Origin of the sequence: Octadecabacter arcticus 238, from assembly GCF_000155735.2 — a bacterium.
GTDB lineage: Bacteria > Pseudomonadota > Alphaproteobacteria > Rhodobacterales > Rhodobacteraceae > Octadecabacter > Octadecabacter arcticus.
This window is the reverse complement of record NC_020908.1, coordinates 1,366,378-1,392,203: the sequence shown is the minus strand read 5'-3', so window position 1 is coordinate 1,392,203 and position 25,826 is coordinate 1,366,378. Positions and strand designations below refer to the sequence as shown.

Sequence of the window (25,826 nt, the reverse complement as noted above, 5' to 3'; positions counted from 1 at the left end):
GTTAACGTTCCTTGGGTGTTGCTATATCCGCCTTCAGCTCATGCGGCTCCAGCGGGTCGATGAATGGGTTGCGGTAAAGTTTGTCGTGGCTTTCGACGCCAACTTCCAAAGTGCAATCGGTGACGGCGCGTGCGACGCAGAGCAGGACGTAGCCATTGTTGATCTGTCGATTGTTCAGCGCCACTTGGCGGCGCTGGTCAACCTCACCTGCAGTCAGCTTGGCCGCACAGGTGATGCAGCCGCCGTATTTGCAGCCGTAAGGCAGATCCACACCCTGCTCGCGCAGGCAGTCCAGTAACGGGCGGCGGGCCTCGACCTGATAGGTCGCGCCGCCGCAGTTGGCGATCGTTATGGTGCGGGTCGCGTTCACAGCCAGATATCGCTCGTGCAATCGCCGCCGGGATAGCGAGTCTCGTGGCAGCGGCTGGGGCCATTAGGCTCCTTGCCGAAGTCCACGATGAAATCCTCGTTTATCTTCATGCCGCCGTTTTGGACATCGCAGTCGATCATTAGCATGACCCCCCCTTGAGTGCGGATCTCGGGGTAGAACTGGTTGTCCCATGTCGAGAACAGCGAGGTCGTAACATAAAGCCGCGTTCCATCCAGCGAGAGCTGATACATCTGCGGCCCGCCCGCGACCTTGATGCCATTAACCTCGGGTGCCTTGCCCAGCAGACCACCCATGTAGACCTGGCCCGTCAGCACAGGGTTGTGCGGATCGCTGATGTTGTACTGGCGCATGTCGCCGTGCAGCCAGTTATTCAGGTAAAGATACTTGTCGTCCATAGATACGAGGATCGCGCTCATCACCCCCGGTATCGGGATAGGCCATTCGGGGTGCGGCTCGTTCTCGACGTCGATGATCTTTTCCCATTCCCACTTGCCTGCGTCAGACTTCCAGAAATGGATCACATTAGCCGACAGGGCCGCACCGCAAAATCCATGGCTACTTTCAGGGTTATGGTGGAATTTCACTTCCAGGGGCATCAGCCCGTCTTCACCGAGATACATGGTCTCGACCGGTTTGCGCGCCTCGAAATCCCAGATGTGCAGGCGGCGTCCATATTTCAGGTGCCCCACTTCTTCCAGGTCGAACCCCGGCATAAACGTGTTGGGAGCTGCCCATTCGGACGACACCATGACGTTGTGGCGCGGCTGGTACCAGAAATCATAGCTGAACGGAATGTCGCCCATGGTTTCTTCCCACCGGCCCACGATCTCGAAATCCTTGTTGAGTTGCAGGTAGCCACCGGGAGCTTCGCCTTGCGCATCGCCGAGGAACGAAATGATTATCTCAGAGCCTAGACAATGCACAGTGTGGGGGCCACTTAGGTTAGTCTTCGACTTGATCTCGGCCCCATCAATGACCTTGTGCAGGCGCGGCGCGTAGGGGTCAGTGGCCGTGTCGATGACATGGATATTGTTGGACCGCACACCGGGCACCAGCAGGTACTTGCGCGACATGCCCGCGTCGTCATGGCACGACGAACAGGCGTTCCACCCCATGTGGTGAAGCTCGTCCCCGATGCCGGGCATCTCGAGACGGTGGATGACCTGTGAATAGGTCGGGCTTTCGGGGTCCGCATCAACCGTCGCCAAGTAGTCCGGCTTTTGAATGCCGGTGCCCGTGTATATGGCGATCGTGTAAAGCAATTTTTCACGTGGAGCCTTGATGGCTTCGGCCGGGCTTGCATACCCCGGGCCACAACATGCGCCGTCCATCATCACATTCCTCCCTTGCAATAATATGCATTTCTCGTAAATTGATAATTGGATTCTCGCAAGGTAAAAATATGCACCTGGAACGCCTCACTTGTATTCTCGAAATTGTAGGACAGAAGGGCGAGGCAACGGTGGCCGAGATTTGCGCCCATTCAGACCTCCCAAAGCCATCTGCATATAGATTGGTGCAGGACCTCGTTTCCGTCGGCCTGTTGGAACCTGTGGCACGTGGGCGGTTCACAATTGGCACCCGCCTGAAGCAGATGACGCACCGCGATCAGTCCGACCGTGCGCTGCTGGAACTAATTGCGCCAACGTTGAAACAAGCGGCCACCGAATTCGGAGCCGCATTTTTCCTGTCGCGGTTGCGCGGGAAATCCGTGGAAATCATTCATGTCGAGACGCCGGACACCGGTGTGTCCTATCTTCATCCTGGTTTGGGAAAGCGCCCACTGCATGCCTGCTCCTGCTCCAAGGCTGTTGCCGCTTTTTCGCCAGAGTTGTTTTTGACTGGCGAAATGGAAGGCCGGTTGCGTGCATACACTGAATTCACCCTGACAAATGTGCATGATTTGGAAGCGGAATTCGAAACCATTCGCCAGCGCGGTTTTGCGGAATGCGTGGAAGAAATTGAGCGCGGCATGTGCTCGGTTGCGGCTCCGCTTGCGCCAAACGGGCCCGGCGCCACAATGTCCATAGGTGCGACCGGTTCGGTGCGGGTGTTCACACCAGCGTTTCGTGAAAAACTTGGCCCTCAAATCACCAAAATCGCTTACGAAATATCGGCAATCCTTGGCTGGAGTATCGTACAGGATACCAGACAAAAAAGCCTATCCTGACGTCCATTTGGCCTGCATCCCGCGCATAGCGAACCTTGGAGCAGGACGCAGCGCGGAAGCAGCGGTCTTTAGTCCTGTGCATGTCCGCTTTTCTCAATCTCAGATAACACGTATGCAGGTGCGGCGAACTTCCGCTTTCCGCCCTTCACGTCGAAATGTGCATGGTGCAGCATCTGTCACTATCAGCCCAAGCACTAAATCGCTCCGCGATAGGGGCGCTTGCTGCGGGTGTAGGGCTTAACAGGGATTTGTTGCGCGATTCTAGATTTTGGGTGTGTGCTGTTGGTCGAGGTGATTTTGCCTCGATTGACAGAGGATATTCCGATGAACATTCAACAATCGACACCAACGACGCCCCTTCGTGCGCGCATGATTTCCGATATGTCAGGGCGCAATCTCGGCCCTGCATCACAGAGTAGTCACCTGCGCGCCTGTAAGCGTTTTGCGGCTTGGTTAGGGCGCTCGCCAGAGACGGCCACGCCAGACGATGTGAAGTATTTCCAACAACACCTGATCGAGAGCGGCGTCAGCATCTGCACCCGAAACCAAACGATGACAGGGGTCAAGTTTCTGCTCCGCGTGACCCTTCGACGGCATGATCTTGTGGCCGAGATCTTCCATTTGAAGGAACCGGTGAAAGTGCCACTGGTGCTGAGCAAAAAGGAGATTAAACGCATTCTGGCTATGGCTCCGAGCCTGAAGGCGCGCGTGATGTTGTCGCTGGCTTATGGCTGCGGGATGCGTGCGGGCGAGGTCGTGCGGCTCAAAGTTGGTGATATTGATAGCGATCAGGAAATCATCCGCATCGTGCAATCGAAGGGGCGCAAGGATCGCATCGTCATGCTGCCTGTCGATATTTTGAGCCTGCTGCGCGACTGGTGGAAAGAACGGCCGACCGGTCAGGACAAGGATGTTCCTGCACCCGAGCGGGTCCTCTTTCCCAGCTATCGCGGCAAACACCTCTCAGCGCGACAGATATCGCGGCTATTTAAAGAGACCGCGCGGGAAGCCGGGATCACCAAACCGGTCACGCTGCACACGTTGAGGCACAGTTTTGCAACCCATCTGTTGGAGCGCGGCGTCGATATCCGGGTGATCCAAGCCTTGCTCGGGCATTCCAAACTGACAACTACTGCGCGCTATGCCAGCGTTGCCACGGGCATGATTGCGGCAGTGGACAGTCCGCTGGATGATCTGAATGGAGCCAAGCGGAAGAAGGGCAAGCCTAAGCCTTCATAGGCCACCATGCCCAGTCGATCACTGGAGGTCGCGGATATCTTCCGTGACCATGGTGCTGCTTGGCGTGCCGCAAACGCAGGACACATCAGCCTGAACCAGTTCAAAGTCATGAGTGCGATTGAGCGCTGTCGAACCGCGGCGCTTGGCGGTCATGTCGCGCGCTGCGCCGACTGCGCGCATGAGCATATCGCCTACAACTCATGCCGCAACCGTCACTGCCCAAAATGCCAGGCGGGTGCAGCGAAGATATGGCTTGCGGCACGTGAGGCTGAACTGCTGCCTGTGCGGTATTTCCATCTGGTCTTCACCTTGCCAAAGCAGATTGCTGACATCGCATATCAGAACAAACGCGAGATCTATAATCTTCTGATGCGGGCAAGCGCGGACACTGTGGTCAGAATCGCCGCTGATCCTAAACATCTGGGGGCAAAGGTTGGCATAACGTCGGTCCTTCACACTTGGGGCTCGGCGATGACCCACCACCCCCATGTCCATATGATCGTGCCGGGGGGAGGGCTTTCGACAGATGGTTCAAAATGGATCGCCTGCCGCAAGAACTTCTTCCTGTCTGTCCACGTTCTATCCCGCTTGTATCGGCGGCTCATTCTGGAAGGGCTGGCCAAGCTGCATAAGGCCGGGAAACTGCAATTCTTCGGCGATCTCACAAACCTTGCAGATCGAAATGTCTTTGACACTTTCCTGCAACCGCTGCGTAAAATCGAATGGGTGGTCTACGCCAAAGAACCCTTCACCGGGCCAAAAGCGGTGCTGGCATACCTATCGCGCTACACACATCGGATTGCCATTTCAAACAGCCGGTTGATCCGTTTCGATGCGCAAAACGTCACCTTCCGCGCCAAGGACTATCGCCTCAAAGGTGCGGGCCGCCACACGACCATGTCCTTATCCACAAATGAGTTCATTCGCCGGTTCCTGATCCACAAATGAGTTCATTCGCCGGTTCCTGATCCACAAATGAGTTCATTCGCCGGTTCCTGATCCACGTGCTGCCCAGAGGCCAGCACCGCATCCGACATTATGGGTTCTATGGGAATAGCAACCGCACGGCCAATATCGCGCGGATCCGGCAACTGCTGGGGGCCAAAACCCCTCACAAGGAGCACGATAAAGGCAACACCATCAACGATGCAGATGAACCTCCTCGTGTTCTTGCTCTGCCTTGCCCATGTTGTGGCGGGCAGTTGATAATCGTCGACACAATCGCACCAGCCCAACATCCCAGAGCGCCGCCAAAAACACAAAGGGCTGCTGCATGACGCGCGCACCGCACATCACGAACGACACCCTCGGCCGCTCGCTATATCTCCTGCGAACCAATCGGCATGCTTTGATCAAGCGATCAGCGTGGCAAAACATGGTGACGCCGACAAAATACCGTGAGTTTCAACCAACAGCAGGCAAAACCGGCGCTGCGCTTAACTCAATGCGCCCCGCCAAACTGGCCTGTCAGCTCCGGGCGAAAACACACGCATTGCGCAAATCCCCATAGCAACAATCGATCCACCCAGACCAACCCCGCGATTTCCCGCTTGAGCGCTTCTCCGACGCCAGGCAATGTTCCGCGTCACCCAAACCTCGCGCGTGGCGTCCGAGAAACCTACACCAGAGCGGACTTTCACCGCTACTTCCCGATGCTGCGGTGCGGCCCGTCTTTGCGGCCATTCGTGCAGAGCGCAGCATTTTGTCGGCTGGAACATCGATTAGCGAGATAAAGACGACGTTCGCCAAGGCATCGAACCCGTTGAGATTATAGGGCTAGATCGCCGAAATGGTGCTCGGATCGTGGCCCATGTCATGCCGAATCGAGGCACTGACGGCTTGGGAACACGCCAAGGTCTCAGTAGTCACTGCGTGAGTAACGGCCACAAAACCTATCCAGTTGGAGAGACCCTCCCTGCATGCACCTTCCAATTTGACACTTCGGTGGACGGTGAAGCTGAGCCTCGGTAGGGTCGTTGAGTGAGCGAAGAAAGTAACAATATGAAACGTGTCGGACTCGCGCCCGCAGCGGCCACCATGGCCAGTATCTTCTTTGGTGCCTCGGTAGTTGCGACGAAGTACGTGATAGATCAGACGACTCCCGTGCAGTTGGCTTTCCTCCGTTACCTGATAGGATCACTCTGCTTGACCCCATTCCTGATCTGGCCAAAGCGGGTCAACATTCCTTGGCGTGACGTGCTGCCGATCATGGGTCTCGGCATTGTGTTCTTCGGCATATTCCCTTGGACATTCAGCGCGGCACTACAGCATATTCCGGCCTCCCGCGGCGCGGTAGTGCTGGCGACAATGCCACTTCTCACTTTAGGCATTGCCAGCGCAGTTGGTTATGAAAAGATCACCCGCACACTCCTTTTCGGCGTAGCCCTGACACACTTAGGGGTCGCTATAGCGCTTGGCGCCAGCGTTCAAACCGGCTTGTCCACAAGCTGGTTAGGATACTTTCTGATGTTTCTGACCGCCCTGTGTGGCGCGATATTTTCCGTTTTCTCCAAACCTTACCTCAAGCGTCATCCCACACTTCATGTGACCGCTTTATCAATTCTCGCGGGAACACTGTTTCTGGCACCAGCGGCGATCTGGCAGATCTCTGGCACGGGGCTGCCGGAAATCAACGAATCCGGATGGATGGCCGTCGTGTTTATCGGGACCATCGGCGGTGGCATCGGCTTTTTCTTGTGGATTTGGGCACTGGAACGGTCGTCACCGACGAGAGTTGCCGTCTTTGTGACCCTCAATCCCCTCGCGGCAACGGCACTTGCAGCGCTTTTGCTTTCTGAAACGATAACAGTCAGTTTCACCATCGGATTGTCCTGCGTCTTGTTGGGCATCATACTGGCGAACCGACGCAAACCCGTTCTAACAACTCACTCCCCCTCTAACGACATGGAGAATGTATCGTGAAAGTTCTCGGCTCAACCTATCTACCCATTATGCAAAGGCTCGCGGAAAAGATTTCTGAGACAGCGGAGCTGCGCGCCTTCGATGAAACGGTTCCGTTCGCCGACCAGCTTGGCGACATCGATGTCTTGATGCTCGGCCACCAGAAAGTCACCGCCGCCGATCTCGATCGCGCGCCGCGGTTGCGGCTCATCCATCAGCACGGGCGCGGCACTGACAGCCTAGATCTTGCTGCTGCGACCGAACGGGGCATCGTTGTTGCGAACGTGCCAGGCGGAAACAGCGTAGCTGTTGCCGAGCACTGCCTTGCTTTGATGTTATTTCAGGCGAAGCAGTTGGGTCTCACAGAGGCATTCATTGAGCGGCGCATCGTAGGCGCACCCTCAGGACTTGAGATCAAGGGCAAGTCCCTTCTGATTGTTGGATTAGGGGCAGCTGGCAGCGAACTCGCACGGATGGCTCGGGCCTTGGGAATGCGGGTGCTGGCAACAAAGCGGCGACCAGATCCAGCGCAAGCCGTTGACGTCGACGTCCTCCGGGGCTCTGGAGAATTACACAGCCTCCTGCCAGAGGGGGATTTCGTCGTCGTTCTCGCCGCCCTGACGAATGAAACGCGCGGCCTGATCGGGGCCCAAGAATTGAACCTGATGAAACCGACAGCGTTCTTGGTCAATGCAGGTCGAGGCGCCCTAGTCGACTACGATGCGCTTCGCGAGGCACTCGAAATGGAGCGCATCGCGGGTGCGGCCTTCGATACATTCTGGGCCGAGCCAGCTGACCCGAAAGATCCAATTCTGGGCATGTCAGGGTTCTTGCTAACACCGCACGTGGCCGGTTTCAGCGACGAGGCGATCGAACATGTCACCGGCATTATTGCTCAAAATATCAGCAGCCTCTCCACGAATGGCCCAATTCTCAATGTTGTTAATGAGGGAACCTGATGCGTTTGCACTGGGTTTCCAACGACGTCAAATACTGCCCGGTTTTGCCGTCGCGCCGCGTGCCACGTTCGCTACACGGCGTCAGTGCTTCAAATACGACATCATTGACGAACAAGGGCTCAGACCTACCGTTCGCAGTGCAGCGTGTCCATCAAGATCGGCTGACGACCGTCCGACGTGAACGGCCCAAAGCACCGCGTTGAGGTATACGAATTCTACTTACGCAATCACCTCAAAGCTTGAGTTCTCAGCGGTGCTTATCCGCGAAGAATGTATCAAAAGCGATGCCGCGTTTACTGAGTGCAACTTTCTCAGGGGTGGGCACTGGTTGCAATTTTGTTGGCAAAGTCGTGATTTTTATCACGATGTCCTGCCTCATCTTCACGGATCACTATAACGACGTCTCGCAGACGGGCGTCATCGGGTAGGTTCCAGTATTTCTTTGCTATTTCTGGCGTGGGGACATTTTTAACCGTCCCAGCATCAATTTTTTCATGATACTGTGTGTAGCTGATTACCGCCTCCTCCTCCAGATAACCGACGACGCGATGTGCGACGCGCGGAGCAAGCAAATAAAGGAAAAAAGTAACTCCCAAGGACCCCATCGGATATCGGGTTTTGTGTTGCCCTTGCGACGTTAGAGCCGAGCGATGATCTGTTGTGGTGATAGGGTGAGTGTTTCGAGGATATTGCCCCCGTGTTTTCTGACCGTCGAGATGACGGATTTGATGTCAGCGAAGACCTGCGCGCCCTCGAGGGTGCGGAAAGTTCCCGAGATTTTCATGCGCAACTTCATCATGCGCAGGTCCCGTTCGGCCTGATTGTTGGTGAAGGGAACTGTGAAGTCCGTAAGGAACCTTAGGACGTCATCACGGTAGTCGCGCAAGCGGACCAGAAGGTTATGGCCTGGCCGCCTGGCTTTTCGGCCTCGCGCACCAGTGCGTCTAGCCAGTGGGTCTTGTCGCTCATGGAAGGCGAGGCCCTCGGTGAGGATCGCCATGTATTTGGTGAGGATGCCGTGGTGAACCGACGTGGGGAGTTCGGTCTCGCCTCGCCCCTGAGCCGCGCACTTGAGCTGATTGGCGCTGTTGAGCAGCACGCTCATCGCGCACGCCCACGGCTCCTTTTCGATTTCTTCGATGGCCTTGAGTTCCCGTAAATGATGCGCCCCGCACAGGGCGTGCGCGTCCACCCCACTCATATGGGCGTAATAGGACTTCCAGTGGTCATGAACAATTGTCCCGCCGGTCAGGAAGGATGGAACAGCACCGCGCTTGGCGCTGATGCGATAATGCGTGAAGGCGAGATCGCTGATTGAGTGCAGCCAGTGCAGCTTACCATCAACACGAAGTCCGGTCTCATCCAGATGCCGAACGCCGCCTTCATTGAGCCGGGCCAGAATGTGTTCGACGACGCCACCCAAGGTACGCGCTGTGCCGTTCACCCAGTTGGTCACGCTGGCCGCGCATAGGCTGGTGGCACCAAACAAATCACGCAGGAGTTGGCAGACCCGATCCTCGGGGATCAGCTGCTGAACATTGCAGGAGACCGCCGCCGCCCGAATGCGCTTACCGTATTGCACGTGTGCATTCACGCCATCGGGAAAGGTGGCTGTCGTCGTGGCTCGGCAATAGCCACAACAATAAATCGCTGCCTGATGCTCTGTGACCTCCAGACGCGGCACCGGTATGTCATAAACCTGACGCCTCTCCACCGCCTTGATCATCCCAGCCGTCAAGCCATGCTGACAGGTGCCACAGGCCTCCGGAACGTGTCAACGACTTTGAGACAGTGGCTTTTGGACTTTAGGCTTGGGTTTTCTTCGGTTGGTTTTGGTGGGTTGATCCAGACGGCGGTCGGGATTTGAGGCGGTTTTGGTGGTTTGTGTACGAAGCGTTCGGGCGTGGCGAGGAATGCCGCGTCTAGTGTTGCTTGTCGCGCGGTGTAGATTTCTTGGGCCTGCCCAAAATGGATTTGGTCGGGCGTCATCAGACCAATCCCGGCGTGATGATGGTCTTGGTTATACCATGCAAAGAACCTGCGGCAGAATGCGCGAGCCTGCTCGATGGTTTCAAAGTTCTTGGGGAACTCTGGCTGATATTTCAGTGTTTTGAAGTGGGCTTCGGAGAACGGGTTGTCGTTTGAGGTGTGGGGCCGACTGTGGAACTTGAGCACACCAAGATCAACCAGCATCAGGGCTGTCGTCTTTGCCTTCATGGGCCCACCGCGATCTGCATGCAATGTCAGCTGATCGCGTGGAACCTCGTGTTTTTCCATCGCGTCGATGAACAGCTCTTTGAACTGGCTGGCGCTCTCCGCGTGCTCGACGCGCCAGCCAACAACGCGGCGGCTGAAGATGTCGAGGATGACATAGAGATAGAAGTAGGACCATTTCACCGGGCCCCTCAGCTTGGTGATGTCCCAAGACCAGACCTGATTGGGGGCTTCAGCTAGAAGTTCAGGCTTTTGATAGACGGGATGTGTGCGCTGTCGGCGGCGTTCGCCAACTTCGCCCTGCGCGGCCAATATCCGATACATCGTGCGGATTGAACACAGATAGGTGCCTTCATCCAGCAAGGTGGCAAAGACCTCTGTGGGCGTCTGATCCGCAAAGCGGGGTTCGCGCAGGTGGTGCAATACCTGGTCTCTTTCCCTTTCCGGCAGAGCCCGCGAAGACGCTGCGCGCGGTGGGCGTGTGCGTGGTGGTGCCGTCAGCGCCGCACGCTGTCGAAGAACGCTCGCGTGCGATAATGATAGCGCGGCGCAGACAGCCGAGGTCAAGCCGCTGCCGGTGGGCAATGCAATCGCGACGGCCATCATGATTTGCCGCTGCGCTCTTGCGTCTGCTCCATCTCGTCCAGAAGTCCCGCCACTTTTTTTTGGATGGCAATGATGGCTTCCGCCTGATCCAGACGGCGCCGCAAGGCTGTCACCTCACGGTTGGCCTTGGCCAGCTCAGCTTGCAATGGATTGGCAGGTGCCTTTTGTGGGCCACGGCGCATTGGCTGCAATGCACCCAATGTGCCGGCCGCCCGCGCACGGCGCCAATCGGTCAGTGCAGAGGAATAAAGCCCCTCCCGCCGTAGAATGGCGGAAACCCCGCCAGTGTCTGCCACTTGGTCCGTCTCATCCAGAATGCGCAGTTTGTATTTGGCTGTGAAGTTGCGTCGCTTCGGGATGCTCGTCAGTTCCGCTGTGGGAGCCAACGGCGCATTAACAACGCGGGGAGGCGACGTCGGGGCCAAAACGGCTCCAGATCCAGCATCTGGCGAAAGTGGTGATTGTGAAGGCATAACCATGGGTTCGTTCTCCTACGCCCTCAAGTGTAAACTTTAGCCAGTCAATTGTCTCACGCTTATTGGCACGGAGGGCTCAGCCTCATGTCGCTCCACAAAGTCAGGCGTTGCTGTCTGACGTAGGGTGTCGCCTCGGTGGCTAACTTGGCCACCACTTTTCTTACCGGACTTACCACGCAGGCTACGCGGTACCGGCTTCTTCAACCCATCACTCGAAGGCGGCTTGCTGCTATTACTGCTGTTCTTGGCTAACTGACGCCGCAGATCCGCATTCTCTTGCGCCATGCTCGCCAACGCGGCTTCCAACTCGGCGATCCTGCGCAGAGCCGTGGCAAGGAGTTGTTCAAGAGCAGTAACTTGGTCCATTCCACCAATGATTCAGAGAAATCGTCACAGCGCCACGAAATTCAGACCACAACAGAAAATTCATGCGCCTAATGGCCAAGGAGACTCACATCAAAACTGACAAAAACCCGTTATCGGCTGGGGTGCTTGGGAGTTACGGAAAAATAGAAATTATAGAAGATCAACTGAGTGGCCGTTATCAGAAACCGCTCAAAGCGTGATGGTTGGGCAATCTGAATGAACGTCATCAAGTGCATACGCTCGTTGTCAGCTTCCTCAATTAACTCCCTGATCCAACCTTGGTCGTCGCGGATGTGGCGTACCCTCCGTGCCAATAAGCGTGAGACAATTGACTGGCTAAAGTTTACACTTGAGGGCGTAGGAGAAGAACCATGGTTATGCCTTCACAATCACCACTTTCGCCAGATGCTGGATCTGGAGCCGTTTTGGCCCCAACGTCGCCTCCCCGCGTTGTTAATGCGCCGTTGGCTCCCACAGCGGAACTGACGAGCATCCCGAAGCGACGCAACTTCACAGCCAAATACAAACTGCGCATTCTGGATGAGACGGACCAAGTGGCAGACACTGGCGGGGTTTCCGCCATTCTACGGCGGGAGGGGCTTTATTCCTCTGCACTGACCGATTGGCGCCGTGCGCGGGCGGCCGGCACATTGGGTGCATTGCAGCCAATGCGCCGTGGCCCACAAAAGGCACCTGCCAATCCATTGCAAGCTGAGCTGGCTAAGGCCAACCGTGAGGTGACAGCCTTGCGGCGCCGTCTGGATCAGGCGGAAGCCATCATTGCCATCCAAAAAAAAGTGGCGGGACTTCTGGACGAGATGGAGCAGACGCAAGAGCGCAGCGGCAAATCATGATGGCCGTCGCGATTGCATTGCCCACCGGCAGCGGCTTGACCTCGGCTGTCTGCGCCGCGCTATCATTATCGCGCGCGAGCGTTCTTCGACAGCGTGCGGCGCTGACGGCACCACCACGCACACGCCCACCGCGCGCAGCGTCTTCGCGGGCTCTGCCGGAAAGGGAAAGAGACCAGGTATTGCACCACCTGCGCGAACCCCGCTTTGCGGATCAGACGCCCACAGAGGTCTTTGCCACCTTGCTGGATGAAGGCACCTATCTGTGTTCAATCCGCACGATGTATCGGATATTGGCCGCGCAGGGCGAAGTTGGCGAACGCCGCCGACAGCGCACACATCCCGTCTATCAAAAGCCTGAACTTCTAGCTGAAGCCCCCAATCAGGTCTGGTCTTGGGACATCACCAAGCTGAGGGGCCCGGTGAAATGGTCCTACTTCTATCTCTATGTCATCCTCGACATCTTCAGCCGCCGCGTTGTTGGCTGGCGCGTCGAGCACGCGGAGAGCGCCAGCCAGTTCAAAGAGCTGTTCATCGACGCGATGGAAAAACACGAGGTTCCACGCGATCAGCTGACATTGCATGCAGATCGCGGTGGGCCCATGAAGGCAAAGACGACAGCCCTGATGCTGGTTGATCTTGGTGTGCTCAAGTCCCACAGTCGGCCCCACACCTCAAACGACAACCCGTTCTCCGAAGCCCACTTCAAAACACTGAAATATCAGCCAGAGTTCCCCAAGAACTTTGAAACCATCGAGCAGGCTCGCGCATTCTGCCGCAGGTTCTTTGCATGGTATAACCAAGACCATCATCACGCCGGGATTGGTCTGATGACGCCCGACCAAATCCATTTTGGGCAGGCCCAAGAAATCTACACCGCGCGACAAGCAACACTAGACGCGGCATTCCTCGCCACGCCCGAACGCTTCGTACACAAACCACCAAAACCGCCTCAAATCCCGACCGCCGTCTGGATCAACCCACCAAAACCAACCGAAGAAACCCAAGCCTAAAGTCCAAAAGCCACTGTCTCAAAGTCGTTGACACGTTCCGTAGTGCCTTAAGATGCTGGAGCAAACCACCAACCATACCAGGCACCGCAGCAACTGTTTCCAGCACAACAGCGCGGTGGCCATAGCGGTCGGAAAAGAATTTGTCGGCAAAAACGCGCATGAATTTAACTAGACGCAGGGCTATACGATCCCTGAAATCTTGCGGCGTGTGATGATGAAGATTTTCAGTGGCTAGTTCAGCAGTAAACGAAACGTCGTTTTTCATCGTCCGTGCTCCTTTTTCTGAAAGACATATATGTATCGCCGCTGAAAAATCATGGCCTGCAACCTGCGACATTTTTTCTTTTCAACATATTACGTTAATGGTGGTGGATGGCAGCTTCTAGCTGGAAAGCCGCCTTAGCCGCCTCTGGTCACGACCGCATCGGAGGTCCGCAATCCGCCGGTCTGTCTTTTGACACGAACGGCCAACAGTCGACATCTACCGCTGAAAAAGGGCCGCTTGGTCGCGATGACCCATGATTACAAGCGCCACGGCACGACTACGCTCTTCGCCGCGCTGGAAGTGAAATGGGGCACGGTCATCGGCGATTGAACGACTACCGGCTGTTGTCGGTAAGTTCATTCAATACTGATAGATCTGCCTCCATTTGCCCCTCAGCCTTCCGAATAAATTGTTCGGCTGGCATCCCAGACGGGATTGGCGATGAATATAAAACAGTGACTTTCCCGCTACGTTTGCTCTGTGGGCTCGGTCCCCAGAATTTCCCCGCGTTCACCAATACGGGCAGAACGGGCGTTCCCAGCTTTGCATAAAGTAGTTCAATCCCCCGCTTGAATCTGATTGGCTCTCGCCCATCCATTCGTGTCCCCTCTGGGAAAATGAGAACGGAGCGGCCACAGGCTAGCGCTTCACGGCTCTGGTTTAGCATAGCCTTCAGTGCCTTGGACCCGCTCTCGCGATCAATGATGATCATCGGTGATTTTCTCATATACCAACCGATAATCGGAATCCGCAGAAGTTCCTGCTTCGCGATAATCGCTACGTCCGGGAAGAGAACGATAAACGCGAGAGTTTCCCAGGTGGACTGATGATTGCATACAATGAGACAGGGTTCTGTCGGGATCAGGTCGCGACCCTTCTCGACATAATTCAGCCCAACAATATGCTTCAGCCCGAATAGGACCCCGTGCACCCACAGGCGGGTTGCGGACCTAATTGCCATTGGCGGAGACCCAAACAACCATAAGACTGGCACGCCCAAAGCGAAACAAGCGGTCCAGAAAGCAAGAAACCCGTCGAACAGGTGCGATTTCACTTTGATCTGATGCATAGCATCCCTGGTTTTCATCTGGTAAAAAGTGAGTTCAACCCGTTCTGTGATAATTCGCAGATGGGCGCTGCGATCGCAGCAAGGTCAATGAGCGTGCTCGGTGTCCACTCCCAGAGTATAAGCTTTAACTTCATTATGAGCAGTTTCGCAACTACATTAGTGAACCAGACCGGGTTTACCGGAGACGGTTTAGTTCCTATTCTGCAGTCAGAGTAACAGTGTTCAGGCTCTCATAGAAGTTCCTTTCTGCTTGTGCTGGAGCGATGTATCCGATGGGTCCAAAACGGCGTTCGTGATTGAACCAGTGAACCCAATCGAGCGTTGCAAGTTCGAGGTTTTTTTGCCTTGCCACGGGCCCTCATGCTCGATGACCTCAGCCTTGTAGAGACCGTTGATTGTCTCGGCCATCGCGTTGTCGTAGCTGTCACCAACGCTGCCAACTGACGGATCGATTTTGGCTTCTTCAAGGCGCTCTGTGTATTTGGTCGACAAGTATTGAACGCCTCTGTCGCTATGATGAATAAGGGTCTTTGGATCTGGTTGACGCGCAGCTAGCGCTTGATCCAGAGCATCGAGCACCATCTGGGCATTGGGAGAGGAAGAGACCTTCCAGCCAACGATGTAGCGCGCGAAGACATCAATGATGAACGCGACATATACAAAGCCGACGGCGGTTCTGACGTAGGTAAAGTCAGCAACCCACAAGATGTTTGGTGCTGGTGCCTTGAACTTTCGGTTCACCTTGTCTTCAGGGCACGGCAAGGCAGAGTTACTCTTCGTGGTTGTCACATCACCGCGTGTAATTCCCTGTATTCCCATGCTTTTCATGAGGCGAACAACCGTGCAACGGGCGACTACAGTGCCCTCGTCGAGCAAGTCATGCCAGATTTTCACGGCCCCATATCGCTTCCTGCTCTTCTCCCAGTAGATGTGGATCTTGGTCATTAAGAAGGTATCGCGCTTTGCGCGGGCAGAGGCCTTCTCAGGATCAAGCTCAATCGATTTGTGGTGGTAATATGTGGATGGCGCGATCGGCAAAACCTTGCAAATCGCCTCGACGCCAAGATGCTCACGATGGTCGTCTATGAACATGGTCATCTCTTCCATAGGCGGTCGAGGTCCGCCGCCGCGAAAAAAGCTGACGCCTTACGAAGAATGTCATTGGCCTGGCGCAGCTCACGGATCTCGCGCTGAAGCTCTTTCATCTGCGCGCGCTCAGACTGTGTCAAACCTTCCCGATCACCGGTTTCAACCGCCTGCTTATTGACCCAGTCCCGAAGCGTTTCGGGGCTACATCCTATCTTCTTCGAAATCGATCTGAAGCACTCAGATCGCGTCCGATAATCCGCTTCATTCTCAAGCACCAAACGCACTGCGCGCGCCCGCACTTCTGTCGAAAAACGGTTCCCTGAATTTCCTTTTGTCATGACTTACCTTCCAAGCTTTATGCTCTCCAGTAAACTCGGTCTGGTTCATTAGGCCTGATTGTCCGCTACCCAGTCATTGCCGTGAAGGAAATGCTGCGGCGTGCAAGAACGGCTGGTCTGGTGAAGCGGCGCTCCCTCCGTGCCAATAAGCGTGAGACAATTGACTGGCTAAAGTTTACACTTGAGTGCGTAGGAGAACGAACCCATGGTTATGCCTTCACAATCACCACTTTCGCCAGATGCTGGATCTGGAGCCGTTTTGGCCCCGACGTCGCCTCCCCGCGTTGTTAATGCGCCGTTGGCTCCCACAGCGGAACTGACGAGCATCCCGAAGCGACGCAACTTCACAGCCAAATACAAACTGCGCATTCTGGATGAGACGGACCAAGTGGCAGACACTGGCGGGGTTTCCGCCATTCTACGGCGGGAGGGGCTTTATTCCTCTGCACTGACCGATTGGCGCCGTGCGCGGGCGGCCGGCACATTGGGTGCATTGCAGCCAATGCGCCGTGGCCCACAAAAGGCACCTGCCAATCCATTGCAAGCTGAGCTGGCCAAGGCCAACCGTGAGGTGACAGCCTTGCGGCGCCGTCTGGATCAGGCGGAAGCCATCATTGCCATCCAAAAAAAAGTGGCGGGACTTCTGGACGAGATGGAGCAGACGCAAGAGCGCAGCGGCAAATCAGAGTTATTGTCAAATCTGGTGTTTGAGTATTGTTGGTCATGCGGTGATCTGGTCGGGGTTTGTGGTTTCGATTCCGTCTTTGAACGTGACGCCTGTGATGACTTTTGCGAGGTAGTCAAAGCCGCGTAGCTTCCTCCAATTTTGCTCAGCACATTGCCCCAGTTTGAACATCATGTGCAGCATGCCATCGCGTGACAGGCAGCCCTTTGAACGCTTGGTACGATGCCGGATCGTCGCGAAGGCCGATTCAATTGGATTGCTAGTGCGGATGCTTTGCCAATGCTGCGCCGGGAAGTCGAAGAATGCCATGAGTTCCTCACGATCTTTTTGCAGGCATAGTGTGGCCTTGGGGTATTTGGGTTCGTAGGTTTTGATGAACAGATCGAACGCCTTTTCTGCATCGACTTTGGTCTCGGCCTGCCAGATGTCGTGCAGCGCGGCCTTGGCTTTTGGCTGAGACAGCTTGGGTAAACAATTGAGCACGTTCATCGTTTTGTGTTGCCAACAGCGTTGATGGCGGGTCTCAGGATAGACTTCGTCCATGGCCGCCCAAAACCCCATGGCACCGTCCCCGATGGCCAGTTTGGGCGCATTCATGCCTCGGCTTTTGAGGTTAAGCAGAACCTCGCGCCAGCTCTGCGTGGACTCGCGCACCCCATCCTCAATTGCCAGAAATCGCTTCTTGCCACGGGCAGTTACCCCAATAATAACAAGGGCACAGAGCTTGTCATCCTCGCCCCGAAGGCCGCTGTGAACGCCGTCGGCCCAGATATAGACGTGGGCTCGTCATCTAACTCAGCGCCTTTCCAAGCCTCGTATTCATTGGCCCAATCGCGTTTTAAACGCGAAACCGTATTAGCCGACAAGCCAACGGCATCTGGGCCCAGAAGAACCTTGAGGGCGGGAGCCATCTCGCCGCTGGAGATCCCTTTGAGGTAAAGCCATGGCAAGGCCGCTTCCAGCGTCTTCGTGCGGCGCACATAGGGCGGCACCAGGGCAGACCGGAATGTCACCGGTGTGCCGTCCTTGGACCGAACCTTTGGAATGCGCACGCTCACAGGGCCAATGCCCGTTTGAAACGGGCGGGCCGGATGATGTCCATTACGCACGACTGCCGCGTGACCGGCATCGGTGCGTAAGCCGGTAAATTGCGCCAAATAACTGACAAGCTCAGCCTCAACTGCTGTCGCGATCAATTGTTGTGCTCCCGTTTTCAGCAACTCCGTCAACGCGTCCGTCATCTTGAATAAGTTCAGATAGATGTGAGACAAAATTTTGTTGCCAAGATTTAGGCGACCTCGGAGACTGAGAATTGAAAGAAACCAGCTCACGAGGCCAATATGCAAATCATCGGACTGCACAAGAACGTTTATAAACTTTATGCTTGGGCGCGGACACAAGAATGTTTGGACGTGTACCGTATCAAATACGAAGGTCAGGTTCGGCAATGGGACGACTTACGTACAGAGGGCGTTTCTCTATCAAAGTGCGCTGAATTCGTCGGCATCTCGCGCGCGACATATTACCGTCACAAGCGTATTTTGAAGGATTTGGCGCAGGCAATCATACCGCCTTCAAAGGCTCCCAAACGCTGCAACAAGTCACAGTGGGGCGAGGCAGAAAAGCAATTGGTGCTTGAGGCCCGCCGCGACAATGAAACCTACGGTAAGGAGAAAATAGGGGCCATCTTGCGTCGCGACAAAAAGCAAACCATGAGCGATAGCACCGTGGGGCGCATTTTGAGCTTTCTAAGGAAAAAAGGCCTGATCACACGATCAAGATCTGCGCCCCAAAAGCGCAAGCGTAATTTTTCCAAGGGGCATGCCAAGGGATGGAAATATAGGGATTACAAAGATATTGTGGTTGGCGAGCGTGTGCAGATCGATCATATGACTGCCACGAAGAACGGCGTCACGTGCAAACACTTTCAAGCCTGGGAGAGGTGTAGCAAGCATATCCACGCGCAAGTTTATTCGAATGCCACGGCACGCTCTGCCAAACGGTTTTTGCAAGAACTCGTGGAAATAGCTCCCTATAAGATCATCTCAATTCAAGTCGATGGCGGGTCTGAGTTTATGGCCGATTTTGAGACAGCGTGCGAACAGATGGAGATCCCGCTCATTGTGCTGCCGCCAGCAAGGCCAAAATACAACGGTGGTGTCGAGCGCGGTAACCGCACCTTCCGCGAAGAGTTCTATGCATGTCGTGATCTCATTGCCGACAGCATAGGAGCGATGCGGTTTGAACTTCGAAAAGCCGTCGATAAATACAACACATTCAGGCCTCATCATGCCTTGAAAGGCAAGACACCAATGGAGTATATTCGAATCACTCAGGCCAAAGTCGTGTGAGTCTTAAAACACCTGAACCTATACAATCTCGTCTCGACGCGCAAAATCAACAATGTTAGTAGTTCCCATGGTGGTGTATCTCCTTTGGTTGGGCTGCTGTCTTCCAACAACAATTCAACCAGATACGCCGCCAACCTTCAAACCACTCAAACACCAGATTCAGTCATAGCTCGGCAAATCATGATGGCCGTCGCGATTGCATTGCCCACCGGCAGCGGCTTGACCTCGGCTGTCTGCGCCGCGCTATCATTATCGCGCGCGAGCGTTCTTCGACAGCGTGCGGCGCTGACGGCACCACCACGCACACGCCCACCGCGCGCAGCGTCTTCGCGGGCTCTGCCGGAAAGGGAAAGAGACCAGGTATTGCACCACCTGCGCGAACCCCGCTTTGCGGATCAGACGCCCACAGAGGTCTTTGCCACCTTGCTGGATGAAGGCACCTATCTGTGTTCAATCCGCACGATGTATCGGATATTGGCCGCGCAGGGCGAAGTTGGCGAACGCCGCCGACAGCGCACACATCCCGTCTATCAAAAGCCTAAACTTCTAGCTGAAGCCCCCAATCAGGTCTGGTCTTGGGACATCACCAAGCTGAGGGGCCCGGTGAAATGGTCCTACTTCTATCTCTATGTCATCCTCGACATCTTCAGCCGCCGCGTTGTTGGCTGGCGCGTCGAGCACGCGGAGAGCGCCAGCCAGTTCAAAGAGCTGTTCATCGACGCGATGGAAAAACACGAGGTTCCACGCGATCAGCTGACATTGCATGCAGATCGCGGTGGGCCCATGAAGGCAAAGACGACAGCCCTGATGCTGGTTGATCTTGGTGTGCTCAAGTCCCACAGTCGGCCCCACACCTCAAACGACAACCCGTTCTCCGAAGCCCACTTCAAAACACTGAAATATCAGCCAGAGTTCCCCAAGAACTTTGAAACCATCGAGCAGGCTCGCGCATTCTGCCGCAGGTTCTTTGCATGGTATAACCAAGACCATCATCACGCCGGGATTGGTCTGATGACGCCCGACCAAATCCATTTTGGGCAGGCCCAAGAAATCTACACCGCGCGACAAGCAACACTAGACGCGGCATTCCTCGCCACGCCCGAACGCTTCGTACACAAACCACCAAAACCGCCTCAAATCCCGACCGCCGTCTGGATCAACCCACCAAAACCAACCGAAGAAACCCAAGCCTAAAGTCCAAAAGCCACTGTCTCAAAGTCGTTGACACGTTCCGGTTCTTGCTGTTCCAGCTCAACCACCTGTAGTGAACATAGTAGTGACAACGGTAGTGACAGATTCCCATAACTGCAAGGATATCTATTAAAATAGAGGATACAATGGTGGGTCGTGAGAGGCTCGAACTCCCGACATCTTCGGTGTAAACGAAGCGCTCTACCAACTGAGCTAACGACCCGGTGTGGCAGCGTTTAGCGTCCCTTTTCGCGACGCGCAAGCCCAACAACACCTAGGTGAGCAAGTTTTGCACACCACCCTTTAAATGATACACACAACCCTGCCCGCCGTGGATGCTCGGGTTGCTCAACGCGTCCGGCCCCACAACGATTTCACGAATCACGCGGCTGGTGATCCCGTGGGTGATCAAGACAGCGGGCCCGCTCAAATCCGTCAAAAATGCCAGACACCGCGCGGACAGAACGGCGATGCCCTCGCCATTCGGGGCCATTTCGTATTGCGCCATATAGGGATCATTGCCCGTCCCCTGTGGCAGCTCATCACGCAACCGGCCCGCCCAATCACCGACGCCAATCTCACGCAGACGTATATCGGTGTGCACCGCCTCGGCGATCTGCGCACAAGCGATCCCCGCCGTCTGCACCGTGCGCCCCGACGGGCTGCACAGATAGGCAAACCCGTCCAATTGGCGGCCCCTTAGGATTGCACCTTGGCGCGCAGCATCCGCCTCGCCCTTGAGGGTCAGTGGCGAATTCAGCCAGCCCTGCATGCGGTTTTCTGCATTCCACGTCGTCTCGCCGTGGCGCAGGATATAGAGTTCGGGATATGTCATGCAGCGTGCATATTGCGCGCATCCCGATTTGCAAAGCCAAATTGGATGCCCACCATCGCAATCCAATACCCATACGCCGAACCACCACAATAAATCCGTTGCACCGAATCGCGTAACACCTCATAGCGGCCTAGCATCTCTCGCCCGCGGGAGAGACCGGATTAAAATCCGGCGCCGAAGGAGCAACGACCCGGAAACTCTCAGGCAAACGGACCGCGGAGCGTAAGCAATCTGGAGAGCGGCGTTAAAAAGCGCCCACCGAAGGAGACGTCACCGTAAAACCCCGTACCTCGGGGACGTGGCAAAACTCTCAGGTCCAAAGACAGATGGGTTCACCGCTGGCATCCGCCAGTCCGCAACTGAACCGTTTTTAAGGACCATTCTGATGAAATCAATCGCAGTTATCGGTGCCGGAATTACCGGAATCACCACCGCCTATGCCCTGCTTGAACGTGGCTTTGACGTCACCGTGTTTGACCGCAACCGTTACGCGGCGATGGAAACATCTTTCGCCAACGGCGGACAGCTCAGCGCCTCAAACGCCGAAGTTTGGACCCAGTGGTCCACGATCATCAAGGGCATCAAATGGATGGCATCGCGCAACGCGCCGCTGCTTGTGAACCCCAAACCATCTTGGCACAAATACAGCTGGATGGCGGAATTCATGTCCAACATCCCCAACTATCGCAAAAACACCATCGAATCCGTGCGCCTCGCGATTGACGCGCGCCAACACCTGATGGGGCATGCCGAAAAAGAGGGTTTCAAATTCGACTGTGAACACCGTGGCATCCTGCACGTCTACAACTGCAAAGCCGACTTTGATGGTGCCGCCAAGGTCAACGACATGCTGGCCGAAGGTGGCCTTGAACGCCACGCCGTCACGCCAGAAGAAATGAAGGTCATCGAACCCGCGCTAAAGGGCGATCTTTATGGCGGCTACTTCACCGAAAGCGATTTTACCGGCGACATTCACAGTTATGCCAAGGGTCTCGGCGATGCCTGCAAAAAGCGCGGCGTTGTCTTCAAATACGGCCGCGACGTCGAAACCTTGACGACCCGCAAAAGTGGCGGCGTTGACGTCGGCTGGACCAACACAGAAAACAGCAACGTGTCCGACCATTTTGACGGCATCGTCATCTGTGCCGGTGTGCGCAGCCGCGCGCTTGCAGCGCAGGTCGGGGATCGCGTTAATATCTACCCCGTCAAAGGCTATTCCATCACCGTGCAGCTGGACGACGATGAAAGCTGCGCGGCGACCCCGTGGGTGTCCCTGCTCGATGACAAAGCCAAGATTGTGACCTCACGCCTTGGTAAAAACCGCTTCCGCGTTGCTGGAACGGCGGAATTTAATGGCTACAACAAAGACATCCGCGATGACCGGATTGCACCGCTCACAAAATGGGTAGAAAACCTGTTTCCAGACGTCAGCACCGAACACGCTATTCCTTGGGCAGGCCTGCGCCCGATGATGCCTAACATGATGCCCCGCGTCGGGCCGGGCAAAGCCTCTGGTGTGTTTTACAACACTGGCCACGGACACTTGGGCTTTACGCTGGCAGCAGCAACAGCAGAATTGGCCGCGGATAGTGTGCTGCAAGCCTCCCAAAGCAATTCAGTTGGCGCAACAGCCGCCTAAGGACTGAACAAATTGAAACGGGCGCGGCCAACGCTGGCTGCGCCCATCCTCCAAAGCTTCGTCCAAAGTTCTGGCCAACCCTTGACCAGATAAATCTTATTCCAGCGTCGCCACAATAGGGTCTGCGATTGGTGCGTCGCTATGGGTTTTGTCTGCGTTCGGGTGGCGCAACTTCAGATTCACGATCGTCGCATTTGACACCTCTTTGGTGCGGTTGATCATCAACTTACCCAAAGGCGGAACGGTCAATTCTTCGCCACCGATCAACGCGCGACCCAACACCGCCAACATCGCTTCCACGACAGGTTGAACTTCGTCCCGTTTTCCGGACAGTTTGCTTATTGACCCTATGCTGCCATTTTCCAAGTCATATCGTAACTCCCAAGGACCCCATCAGATATCGGGTTTTGTGTTGCCCTTGCGACGTTAGAGCCGAGCGATGATCTGTTGTGGTGATAGGGTGAGTGTTTCGAGGATATTGCCCCCGTGTTTTCTGACCGTCGAGATGACGGATCTGATGTCAGCGAAGACCTGCGCGCCCTCGAGGGTGCGGAAAGTTCCCGAGATTTTCATGCGCAACTTCATCATGCGCAGGTCCCGTTCGGCCTGATTGTTGGTGAAGGGAACTGTGAAGTCCGTAAGGAACCTTAGGACGTCATCACGGTAGTCGCGCAAGCGGACCAGAAGGTTATGGCCTGGCCGCCTGGCTTTTCGGCCTCGCGCACCAGTGCGTCTAGCCAGTGGGTCTTGTCGCTCATGGAAGGCGAGGCCCTCGGTGAGGATCGCCATGTATTTGGTGAGGATGCCGTGGTGAACCGACGTGGGGAGTTCGGTCTCGCCTCGCCCCTGAGCCGCGCACTTGAGCTGATTGGCGCTGTTGAGCAGCACGCTCATCGCGCACGCCCACGGCTCCTTTTCGATTTCTTCGATGGCCTTGAGTTCCCGTAAATGATGCGCCCCGCACAGGGCGTGCGCGTCCACCCCACTCATATGGGCGTAATAGGACTTCCAGTGGTCATGAACAATTGTCCCGCCGGTCAGGAAGGATGGAACAGCACCGCGCTTGGCGCTGATGCGATAATGCGTGAAGGCGAGATCGCTGATTGAGTGCAGCCAGTGCAGCTTACCATCAACACGAAGTCCGGTCTCATCCAGATGCCGAACGCCGCCTTCATTGAGCCGGGCCAGAATGTGTTCGACGACGCCACCCAAGGTACGCGCTGTGCCGTTCACCCAGTTGGTCACGCTGGCCGCGCATAGGCTGGTGGCACCAAACAAATCACGCAGGAGTTGGCAGACCCGATCCTCGGGGATCAGCTGCTGAACATTGCAGTAGACCGCCGCCGCCCGAATGCGCTTACCGTATTGCACGTGTGCATTCACGCCATCGGGAAAGGTGGCTGTCGTCGTGGCTCGGCAATGGCCACAACAATAAATCGCTGCCTGATGCTCTGTGACCTCCAGACGCGGCACCGGTATGTCATAAACCTGACGCCTCTCCACCGCCTTGATCATCCCAGCCGTCAAGCCATGCTGACAGGTGCCACAGGCCTCAGCCTCATGTCGCTCCACAAAGTCAGGCGTTGCTGTCTGACGTAGGGTGTCGCCTCGGTGGCCAACTTAACCACCACTTTTCTTACCGGACTTACCACGCAGGCTACGCGGTACCGGCTTCTTCAACCCATCACTCGAAGGCGGCTTGCTGCTATTACTGCTGTTCTTGGTCAACTGACGCCGCAGATCCGCATTCTCTTGCGCCATGCTCGCCAACGCGGCTTCCAACTCGGCGATCCTGCGCAGAGCCGTGGCGAGGAGTTGTTCAAGAGCAGTAACTTGGTCCATTCCACCAATGATTCAGAGAAATCGTCACAGCGCCACGAAATTCAGACCACAACAGAAAATTCATGCGCCTAATGGCCAAGGAGACTCACATCAAAACTGACAAAAACCCGTTATCGGCTGGGGTGCTTGGGAGTTACGTCATATCTTCGAAAGCCTGTTTTGGCGTTTTGTAGCCGACGCCTGAATGACGGCGCTAGCGGTTGTAGAAGACCTCAATGTATTCGAAGATGGCGGCCTTGGCCTCAGCGTGTGTTCTAAAGCGCCGCTGGTGAACCATCTCCTTTTTCAATGAAGCAAAGAAGCTTTCCATCGGCGCATTGTCGAGGCATTGGCCCTTGCGGCTCATGGATTGAGTGAGTTTCGCCTTTTTGATCAGCTTGCGATAGTCCCCGCCAGCATATTGGCCGCCCCTATCGGAGTGGTGTATCAATCCCGGAACCGGGCCTCTGCGTCCCAGAGCCATCTCGAGGGCGGCGCAGCAAAGCTCCGCACGCATGTGATCCTCCATCGCCCAACCGACGATCTCACGCGTAGCCATGTCCTTCACGCCAGCCAGATAAAGCCAGCCTTCGTCCGTGTCGATATAGGTGATATCCGCCAGCCAAACGGCATTAGGCGTCTGGCTGTGGAATTTCTGTTCCAACAAGTTTGGGGATGGCTTCAGCTTATGATTGCTGTCCGTTGTGATTGGCTTTCTACGCTTGCGAAGAAGCGGGGACACCTTGTGTTCCTTCATTATTCTCGCAACACGGCGCTCGGAGACGACCTCACTATCCGCCAGTAAGTCTTGGTGAATACGCTTTGATCCACAACATTTCTTACTGGCCTTGAAGAAGGTTTTTATCTTGGGAAGCAACGCCTGATCCCGAGCGTCGCGATTAGCTTGACGCTGATCACGTGCAGGCTGACTGGCTGGGAACCCGTAGAACCAGCCCCGGGATATCTCTAGAAGACGGCATAATATTGAAACCGCGTATTGAGCTTTATGGGCGGTGACGAAAGCACGCTTGTTCGTCATGGTTTCACCAGCCGCGCCGCGAAAAAAGCGGATGCTTTGTGCAAAATCTCCACTTCCTCAGCAAGCCGCTTGTTGTCTTTGCGAAGGCGGAGCAATTCAGCCGCATCCGCCTGCTGACGCCGTTTGGCTTCAACTGAGCCAAACGCCTCAATTTCCAAGCGCCACGTCTTCAGCTGCGTCCCAGTGATCCCAAGCTCCTTGGCAACGCTGCCTTGCGTCGCACCAGGCTCATATAACCGCTCAACTGCAGCTGCCTTATAATCGTCTGTATAATTGCGTCGATGTTGTCCCATTTGGTGCCCCTTTCACGGACTGGGG

The 25,826-nt window shown here is 55.6% G+C and carries 18 protein-coding genes, 1 tRNA gene, 10 pseudogenes, 2 riboswitches and 1 other annotated feature; of the genes and pseudogenes, 11 read left to right on the top strand and 18 right to left on the bottom strand.

Annotated features, from left to right (window positions below; translation table 11 throughout):
• Position 1: 1 nt before the first annotated feature.
• Both OA238_RS07290 and OA238_RS07285 read right to left on the bottom strand, forming a co-directional pair.
• Entirely contained in the window at positions 2–370 is a 369-nt protein-coding gene (locus tag OA238_RS07290; RefSeq protein WP_015494696.1) for a 2Fe-2S iron-sulfur cluster-binding protein, read from the bottom strand.
• A complete protein-coding gene (locus OA238_RS07285; protein ID WP_015494695.1) occupies positions 367–1,725 on the bottom strand; it encodes a selenium-binding family protein in 1,359 nt (452 codons plus the stop codon). Before OA238_RS07285 ends, OA238_RS07290 begins: the two co-directional genes overlap by 4 nt.
• Here OA238_RS07285 and OA238_RS07280 point away from each other — a divergent pair.
• The 5 genes and pseudogenes from OA238_RS07280 to OA238_RS07255 all read left to right on the top strand — a co-directional run bounded on the left by OA238_RS07280 (position 1,710) and on the right by OA238_RS07255 (position 7,660).
• Complete coding sequence (locus OA238_RS07280; RefSeq protein WP_245581460.1) at positions 1,710–2,561, top strand: IclR family transcriptional regulator; 852 nt, start codon at positions 1,710–1,712, stop codon at positions 2,559–2,561. The two genes, OA238_RS07285 and OA238_RS07280, sit on opposite strands and share 16 nt — an antisense overlap.
• Positions 2,562–2,885: 324 nt before the next feature.
• Positions 2,886–3,800, top strand: coding sequence for a tyrosine-type recombinase/integrase (locus tag OA238_RS07275; RefSeq protein WP_015494693.1), 915 nt, complete (start codon positions 2,886–2,888; stop codon positions 3,798–3,800).
• A gap of 6 nt (positions 3,801–3,806) precedes the next feature.
• Positions 3,807–5,077 (top strand): annotated as a pseudogene (locus OA238_RS07270) (IS91 family transposase).
• A 703-nt stretch (positions 5,078–5,780) separates the two neighbouring features.
• Positions 5,781–6,722 carry a DMT family transporter gene (locus OA238_RS07260; RefSeq protein WP_015494691.1) on the top strand — a complete coding sequence of 314 codons (942 nt, stop codon included), beginning with the start codon at positions 5,781–5,783 and terminating at the stop codon, positions 6,720–6,722.
• Positions 6,719–7,660, top strand: coding sequence for an NAD(P)-dependent oxidoreductase (locus OA238_RS07255; RefSeq protein WP_015494690.1), 942 nt, complete (start codon positions 6,719–6,721; stop codon positions 7,658–7,660). The genes OA238_RS07260 and OA238_RS07255 overlap by 4 nt, the downstream gene beginning before the upstream one ends.
• Positions 7,661–7,971: 311 nt before the next feature.
• On the opposite strand, the gene OA238_RS07245 is transcribed toward OA238_RS07255, so the two are convergent.
• The 5 genes and pseudogenes from OA238_RS07245 to OA238_RS29850 all read right to left on the bottom strand — a co-directional run bounded on the left by OA238_RS07245 (position 7,972) and on the right by OA238_RS29850 (position 11,636).
• Positions 7,972–8,256, bottom strand: a complete 285-nt coding sequence (locus OA238_RS07245; RefSeq protein WP_245581459.1) for an alternative oxidase — start codon at positions 8,254–8,256, stop codon at positions 7,972–7,974.
• Positions 8,257–8,297: 41 nt separating this feature from the next.
• Complete coding sequence (gene tnpC, locus OA238_RS07240; protein WP_044036438.1) at positions 8,298–9,386, bottom strand: IS66 family transposase; 1,089 nt, start codon at positions 9,384–9,386, stop codon at positions 8,298–8,300.
• Positions 9,387–9,481: 95 nt separating this feature from the next.
• Positions 9,482–10,959, bottom strand: a pseudogene (locus OA238_RS07235) (IS3 family transposase); the annotation flags it as partial.
• 33 nt (positions 10,960–10,992) lie between these two features.
• Complete coding sequence (locus OA238_RS07225) at positions 10,993–11,322, bottom strand: DUF6444 domain-containing protein (protein ID WP_044036437.1); 330 nt, start codon at positions 11,320–11,322, stop codon at positions 10,993–10,995.
• A 110-nt stretch (positions 11,323–11,432) separates the two neighbouring features.
• A complete protein-coding gene (locus tag OA238_RS29850; protein WP_338042823.1) occupies positions 11,433–11,636 on the bottom strand; it encodes an alternative oxidase in 204 nt (67 codons plus the stop codon).
• A 57-nt stretch (positions 11,637–11,693) separates the two neighbouring features.
• On the opposite strand from OA238_RS29850, the gene OA238_RS07215 reads away from it, so the two are divergent.
• Positions 11,694–13,186, top strand: a protein-coding gene (locus OA238_RS07215; protein ID WP_085982719.1) for an IS3 family transposase whose coding sequence is annotated in 2 segments (ribosomal slippage) — positions 11,694–12,144 and positions 12,144–13,186 — 1,494 coding nt in all. Because the reading frame shifts where the segments join, the coding sequence is not laid out codon by codon here.
• Between the two features lie 31 nt (positions 13,187–13,217).
• Here OA238_RS07215 and OA238_RS07210 read toward each other — a convergent pair.
• A pseudogene (locus OA238_RS07210) lies at positions 13,218–13,451 on the bottom strand (alternative oxidase); the annotation flags it as partial.
• Between the two features lie 216 nt (positions 13,452–13,667).
• On the opposite strand from OA238_RS07210, the pseudogene OA238_RS31525 reads away from it, so the two are divergent.
• Positions 13,668–13,775: pseudogene (locus OA238_RS31525) on the top strand (IS630 family transposase); the annotation flags it as partial.
• A 10-nt stretch (positions 13,776–13,785) separates the two neighbouring features.
• On the opposite strand, the gene OA238_RS07205 reads toward OA238_RS31525, so the two are convergent.
• Both OA238_RS07205 and OA238_RS07200 read right to left on the bottom strand, forming a co-directional pair.
• Positions 13,786–14,520 (bottom strand): lysophospholipid acyltransferase family protein, encoded by a 735-nt coding sequence (locus OA238_RS07205; RefSeq protein WP_015494687.1) that lies wholly within the window; start codon positions 14,518–14,520, stop codon positions 13,786–13,788.
• Positions 14,521–14,716: 196 nt separating this feature from the next.
• A pseudogene (locus OA238_RS07200) lies at positions 14,717–15,947 on the bottom strand (IS3 family transposase).
• Positions 15,544–15,660, bottom strand: a sequence feature (AL1L pseudoknot). It overlaps the preceding pseudogene by 117 nt.
• Positions 15,948–16,152: 205 nt before the next feature.
• Here OA238_RS07200 and OA238_RS32565 point away from each other — a divergent pair.
• Positions 16,153–16,587, top strand: a pseudogene (locus OA238_RS32565) (transposase); the annotation flags it as partial.
• A gap of 81 nt (positions 16,588–16,668) precedes the next feature.
• On the opposite strand, the pseudogene OA238_RS07190 reads toward OA238_RS32565, so the two are convergent.
• A pseudogene (locus OA238_RS07190) lies at positions 16,669–17,873 on the bottom strand (IS256-like element ISOan6 family transposase).
• 99 nt (positions 17,874–17,972) lie between these two features.
• On the opposite strand from OA238_RS07190, the gene OA238_RS07185 reads away from it, so the two are divergent.
• Positions 17,973–18,983: an integrase core domain-containing protein gene (locus OA238_RS07185; RefSeq protein WP_015494683.1), complete on the top strand. Its 1,011-nt coding sequence runs from the start codon at positions 17,973–17,975 to the stop codon at positions 18,981–18,983.
• A gap of 171 nt (positions 18,984–19,154) precedes the next feature.
• Positions 19,155–20,177 (top strand): annotated as a pseudogene (locus OA238_RS07180) (IS3 family transposase); the annotation flags it as partial.
• 144 nt (positions 20,178–20,321) lie between these two features.
• Here the strand turns inward: OA238_RS07180 and OA238_RS07175 are convergent.
• Both OA238_RS07175 and OA238_RS07170 read right to left on the bottom strand, forming a co-directional pair.
• Positions 20,322–20,397: transfer RNA gene (locus OA238_RS07175), tRNA-Val, on the bottom strand.
• Positions 20,398–20,448: 51 nt separating this feature from the next.
• Complete coding sequence (locus OA238_RS07170) at positions 20,449–21,009, bottom strand: histidine phosphatase family protein (RefSeq protein WP_015494681.1); 561 nt, start codon at positions 21,007–21,009, stop codon at positions 20,449–20,451.
• 137 nt (positions 21,010–21,146) lie between these two features.
• Positions 21,147–21,235, top strand: a riboswitch (glycine riboswitch).
• A gap of 1 nt (position 21,236) precedes the next feature.
• Positions 21,237–21,339, top strand: a riboswitch (glycine riboswitch).
• A 55-nt stretch (positions 21,340–21,394) separates the two neighbouring features.
• On the opposite strand from OA238_RS07170, the gene OA238_RS07165 reads away from it, so the two are divergent.
• A complete protein-coding gene (locus OA238_RS07165; protein WP_015494680.1) occupies positions 21,395–22,648 on the top strand; it encodes a D-amino acid dehydrogenase in 1,254 nt (417 codons plus the stop codon).
• 96 nt (positions 22,649–22,744) lie between these two features.
• Here OA238_RS07165 and OA238_RS07160 read toward each other — a convergent pair whose 3' ends face one another.
• The 5 genes and pseudogenes from OA238_RS07160 to OA238_RS07145 all read right to left on the bottom strand — a co-directional run bounded on the left by OA238_RS07160 (position 22,745) and on the right by OA238_RS07145 (position 25,801).
• Positions 22,745–23,014: an HU family DNA-binding protein gene (locus OA238_RS07160; RefSeq protein WP_015494679.1), complete on the bottom strand. Its 270-nt coding sequence runs from the start codon at positions 23,012–23,014 to the stop codon at positions 22,745–22,747.
• A gap of 60 nt (positions 23,015–23,074) precedes the next feature.
• Positions 23,075–24,253: pseudogene (gene tnpC, locus OA238_RS07155) on the bottom strand (IS66 family transposase); the annotation flags it as partial.
• Between the two features lie 15 nt (positions 24,254–24,268).
• Positions 24,269–24,490, bottom strand: coding sequence for a DUF6444 domain-containing protein (locus OA238_RS33580; RefSeq protein ID WP_051076388.1), 222 nt, complete (start codon positions 24,488–24,490; stop codon positions 24,269–24,271).
• Between the two features lie 196 nt (positions 24,491–24,686).
• Positions 24,687–25,508, bottom strand: a pseudogene (locus OA238_RS07150) (IS3 family transposase); the annotation flags it as partial.
• Positions 25,505–25,801, bottom strand: a complete 297-nt coding sequence (locus OA238_RS07145) for a transposase (RefSeq protein ID WP_015494886.1) — start codon at positions 25,799–25,801, stop codon at positions 25,505–25,507. The pseudogene OA238_RS07150 and the gene OA238_RS07145, both read right to left, overlap by 4 nt.
• Positions 25,802–25,826 lie beyond the last annotated feature (25 nt).

Bases quoted from the DNA above. Each gene is read 5' to 3' on its own strand.
- OA238_RS07280 (WP_245581460.1), top strand. From the start codon at position 1,710: ATGCGCCGTCCATCATCACATTCCTCCCTTGCAATAATATGCATTTCT.
- OA238_RS07285 (WP_015494695.1), bottom strand. From the start codon at position 1,725: ATGATGGACGGCGCATGTTGTGGCCCGGGGTATGCAAGCCCGGCCGAA.
- OA238_RS07275 (WP_015494693.1), top strand. From the start codon at position 2,886: ATGAACATTCAACAATCGACACCAACGACGCCCCTTCGTGCGCGCATG.
- tnpC (WP_044036438.1), bottom strand. From the start codon at position 9,386: ATGATCAAGGCGGTGGAGAGGCGTCAGGTTTATGACATACCGGTGCCG.
- OA238_RS07225 (WP_044036437.1), bottom strand. From the start codon at position 11,322: ATGGACCAAGTTACTGCTCTTGAACAACTCCTTGCCACGGCTCTGCGC.
- OA238_RS07205 (WP_015494687.1), bottom strand. From the start codon at position 14,520: ATGCATCAGATCAAAGTGAAATCGCACCTGTTCGACGGGTTTCTTGCT.
- OA238_RS07185 (WP_015494683.1), top strand. From the start codon at position 17,973: ATGCAAATCATCGGACTGCACAAGAACGTTTATAAACTTTATGCTTGG.
- OA238_RS07170 (WP_015494681.1), bottom strand. From the start codon at position 21,009: ATGACATATCCCGAACTCTATATCCTGCGCCACGGCGAGACGACGTGG.
- OA238_RS07165 (WP_015494680.1), top strand. From the start codon at position 21,395: ATGAAATCAATCGCAGTTATCGGTGCCGGAATTACCGGAATCACCACC.
- OA238_RS33580 (WP_051076388.1), bottom strand. From the start codon at position 24,490: ATGGACCAAGTTACTGCTCTTGAACAACTCCTCGCCACGGCTCTGCGC.
- OA238_RS07145 (WP_015494886.1), bottom strand. From the start codon at position 25,801: ATGGGACAACATCGACGCAATTATACAGACGATTATAAGGCAGCTGCA.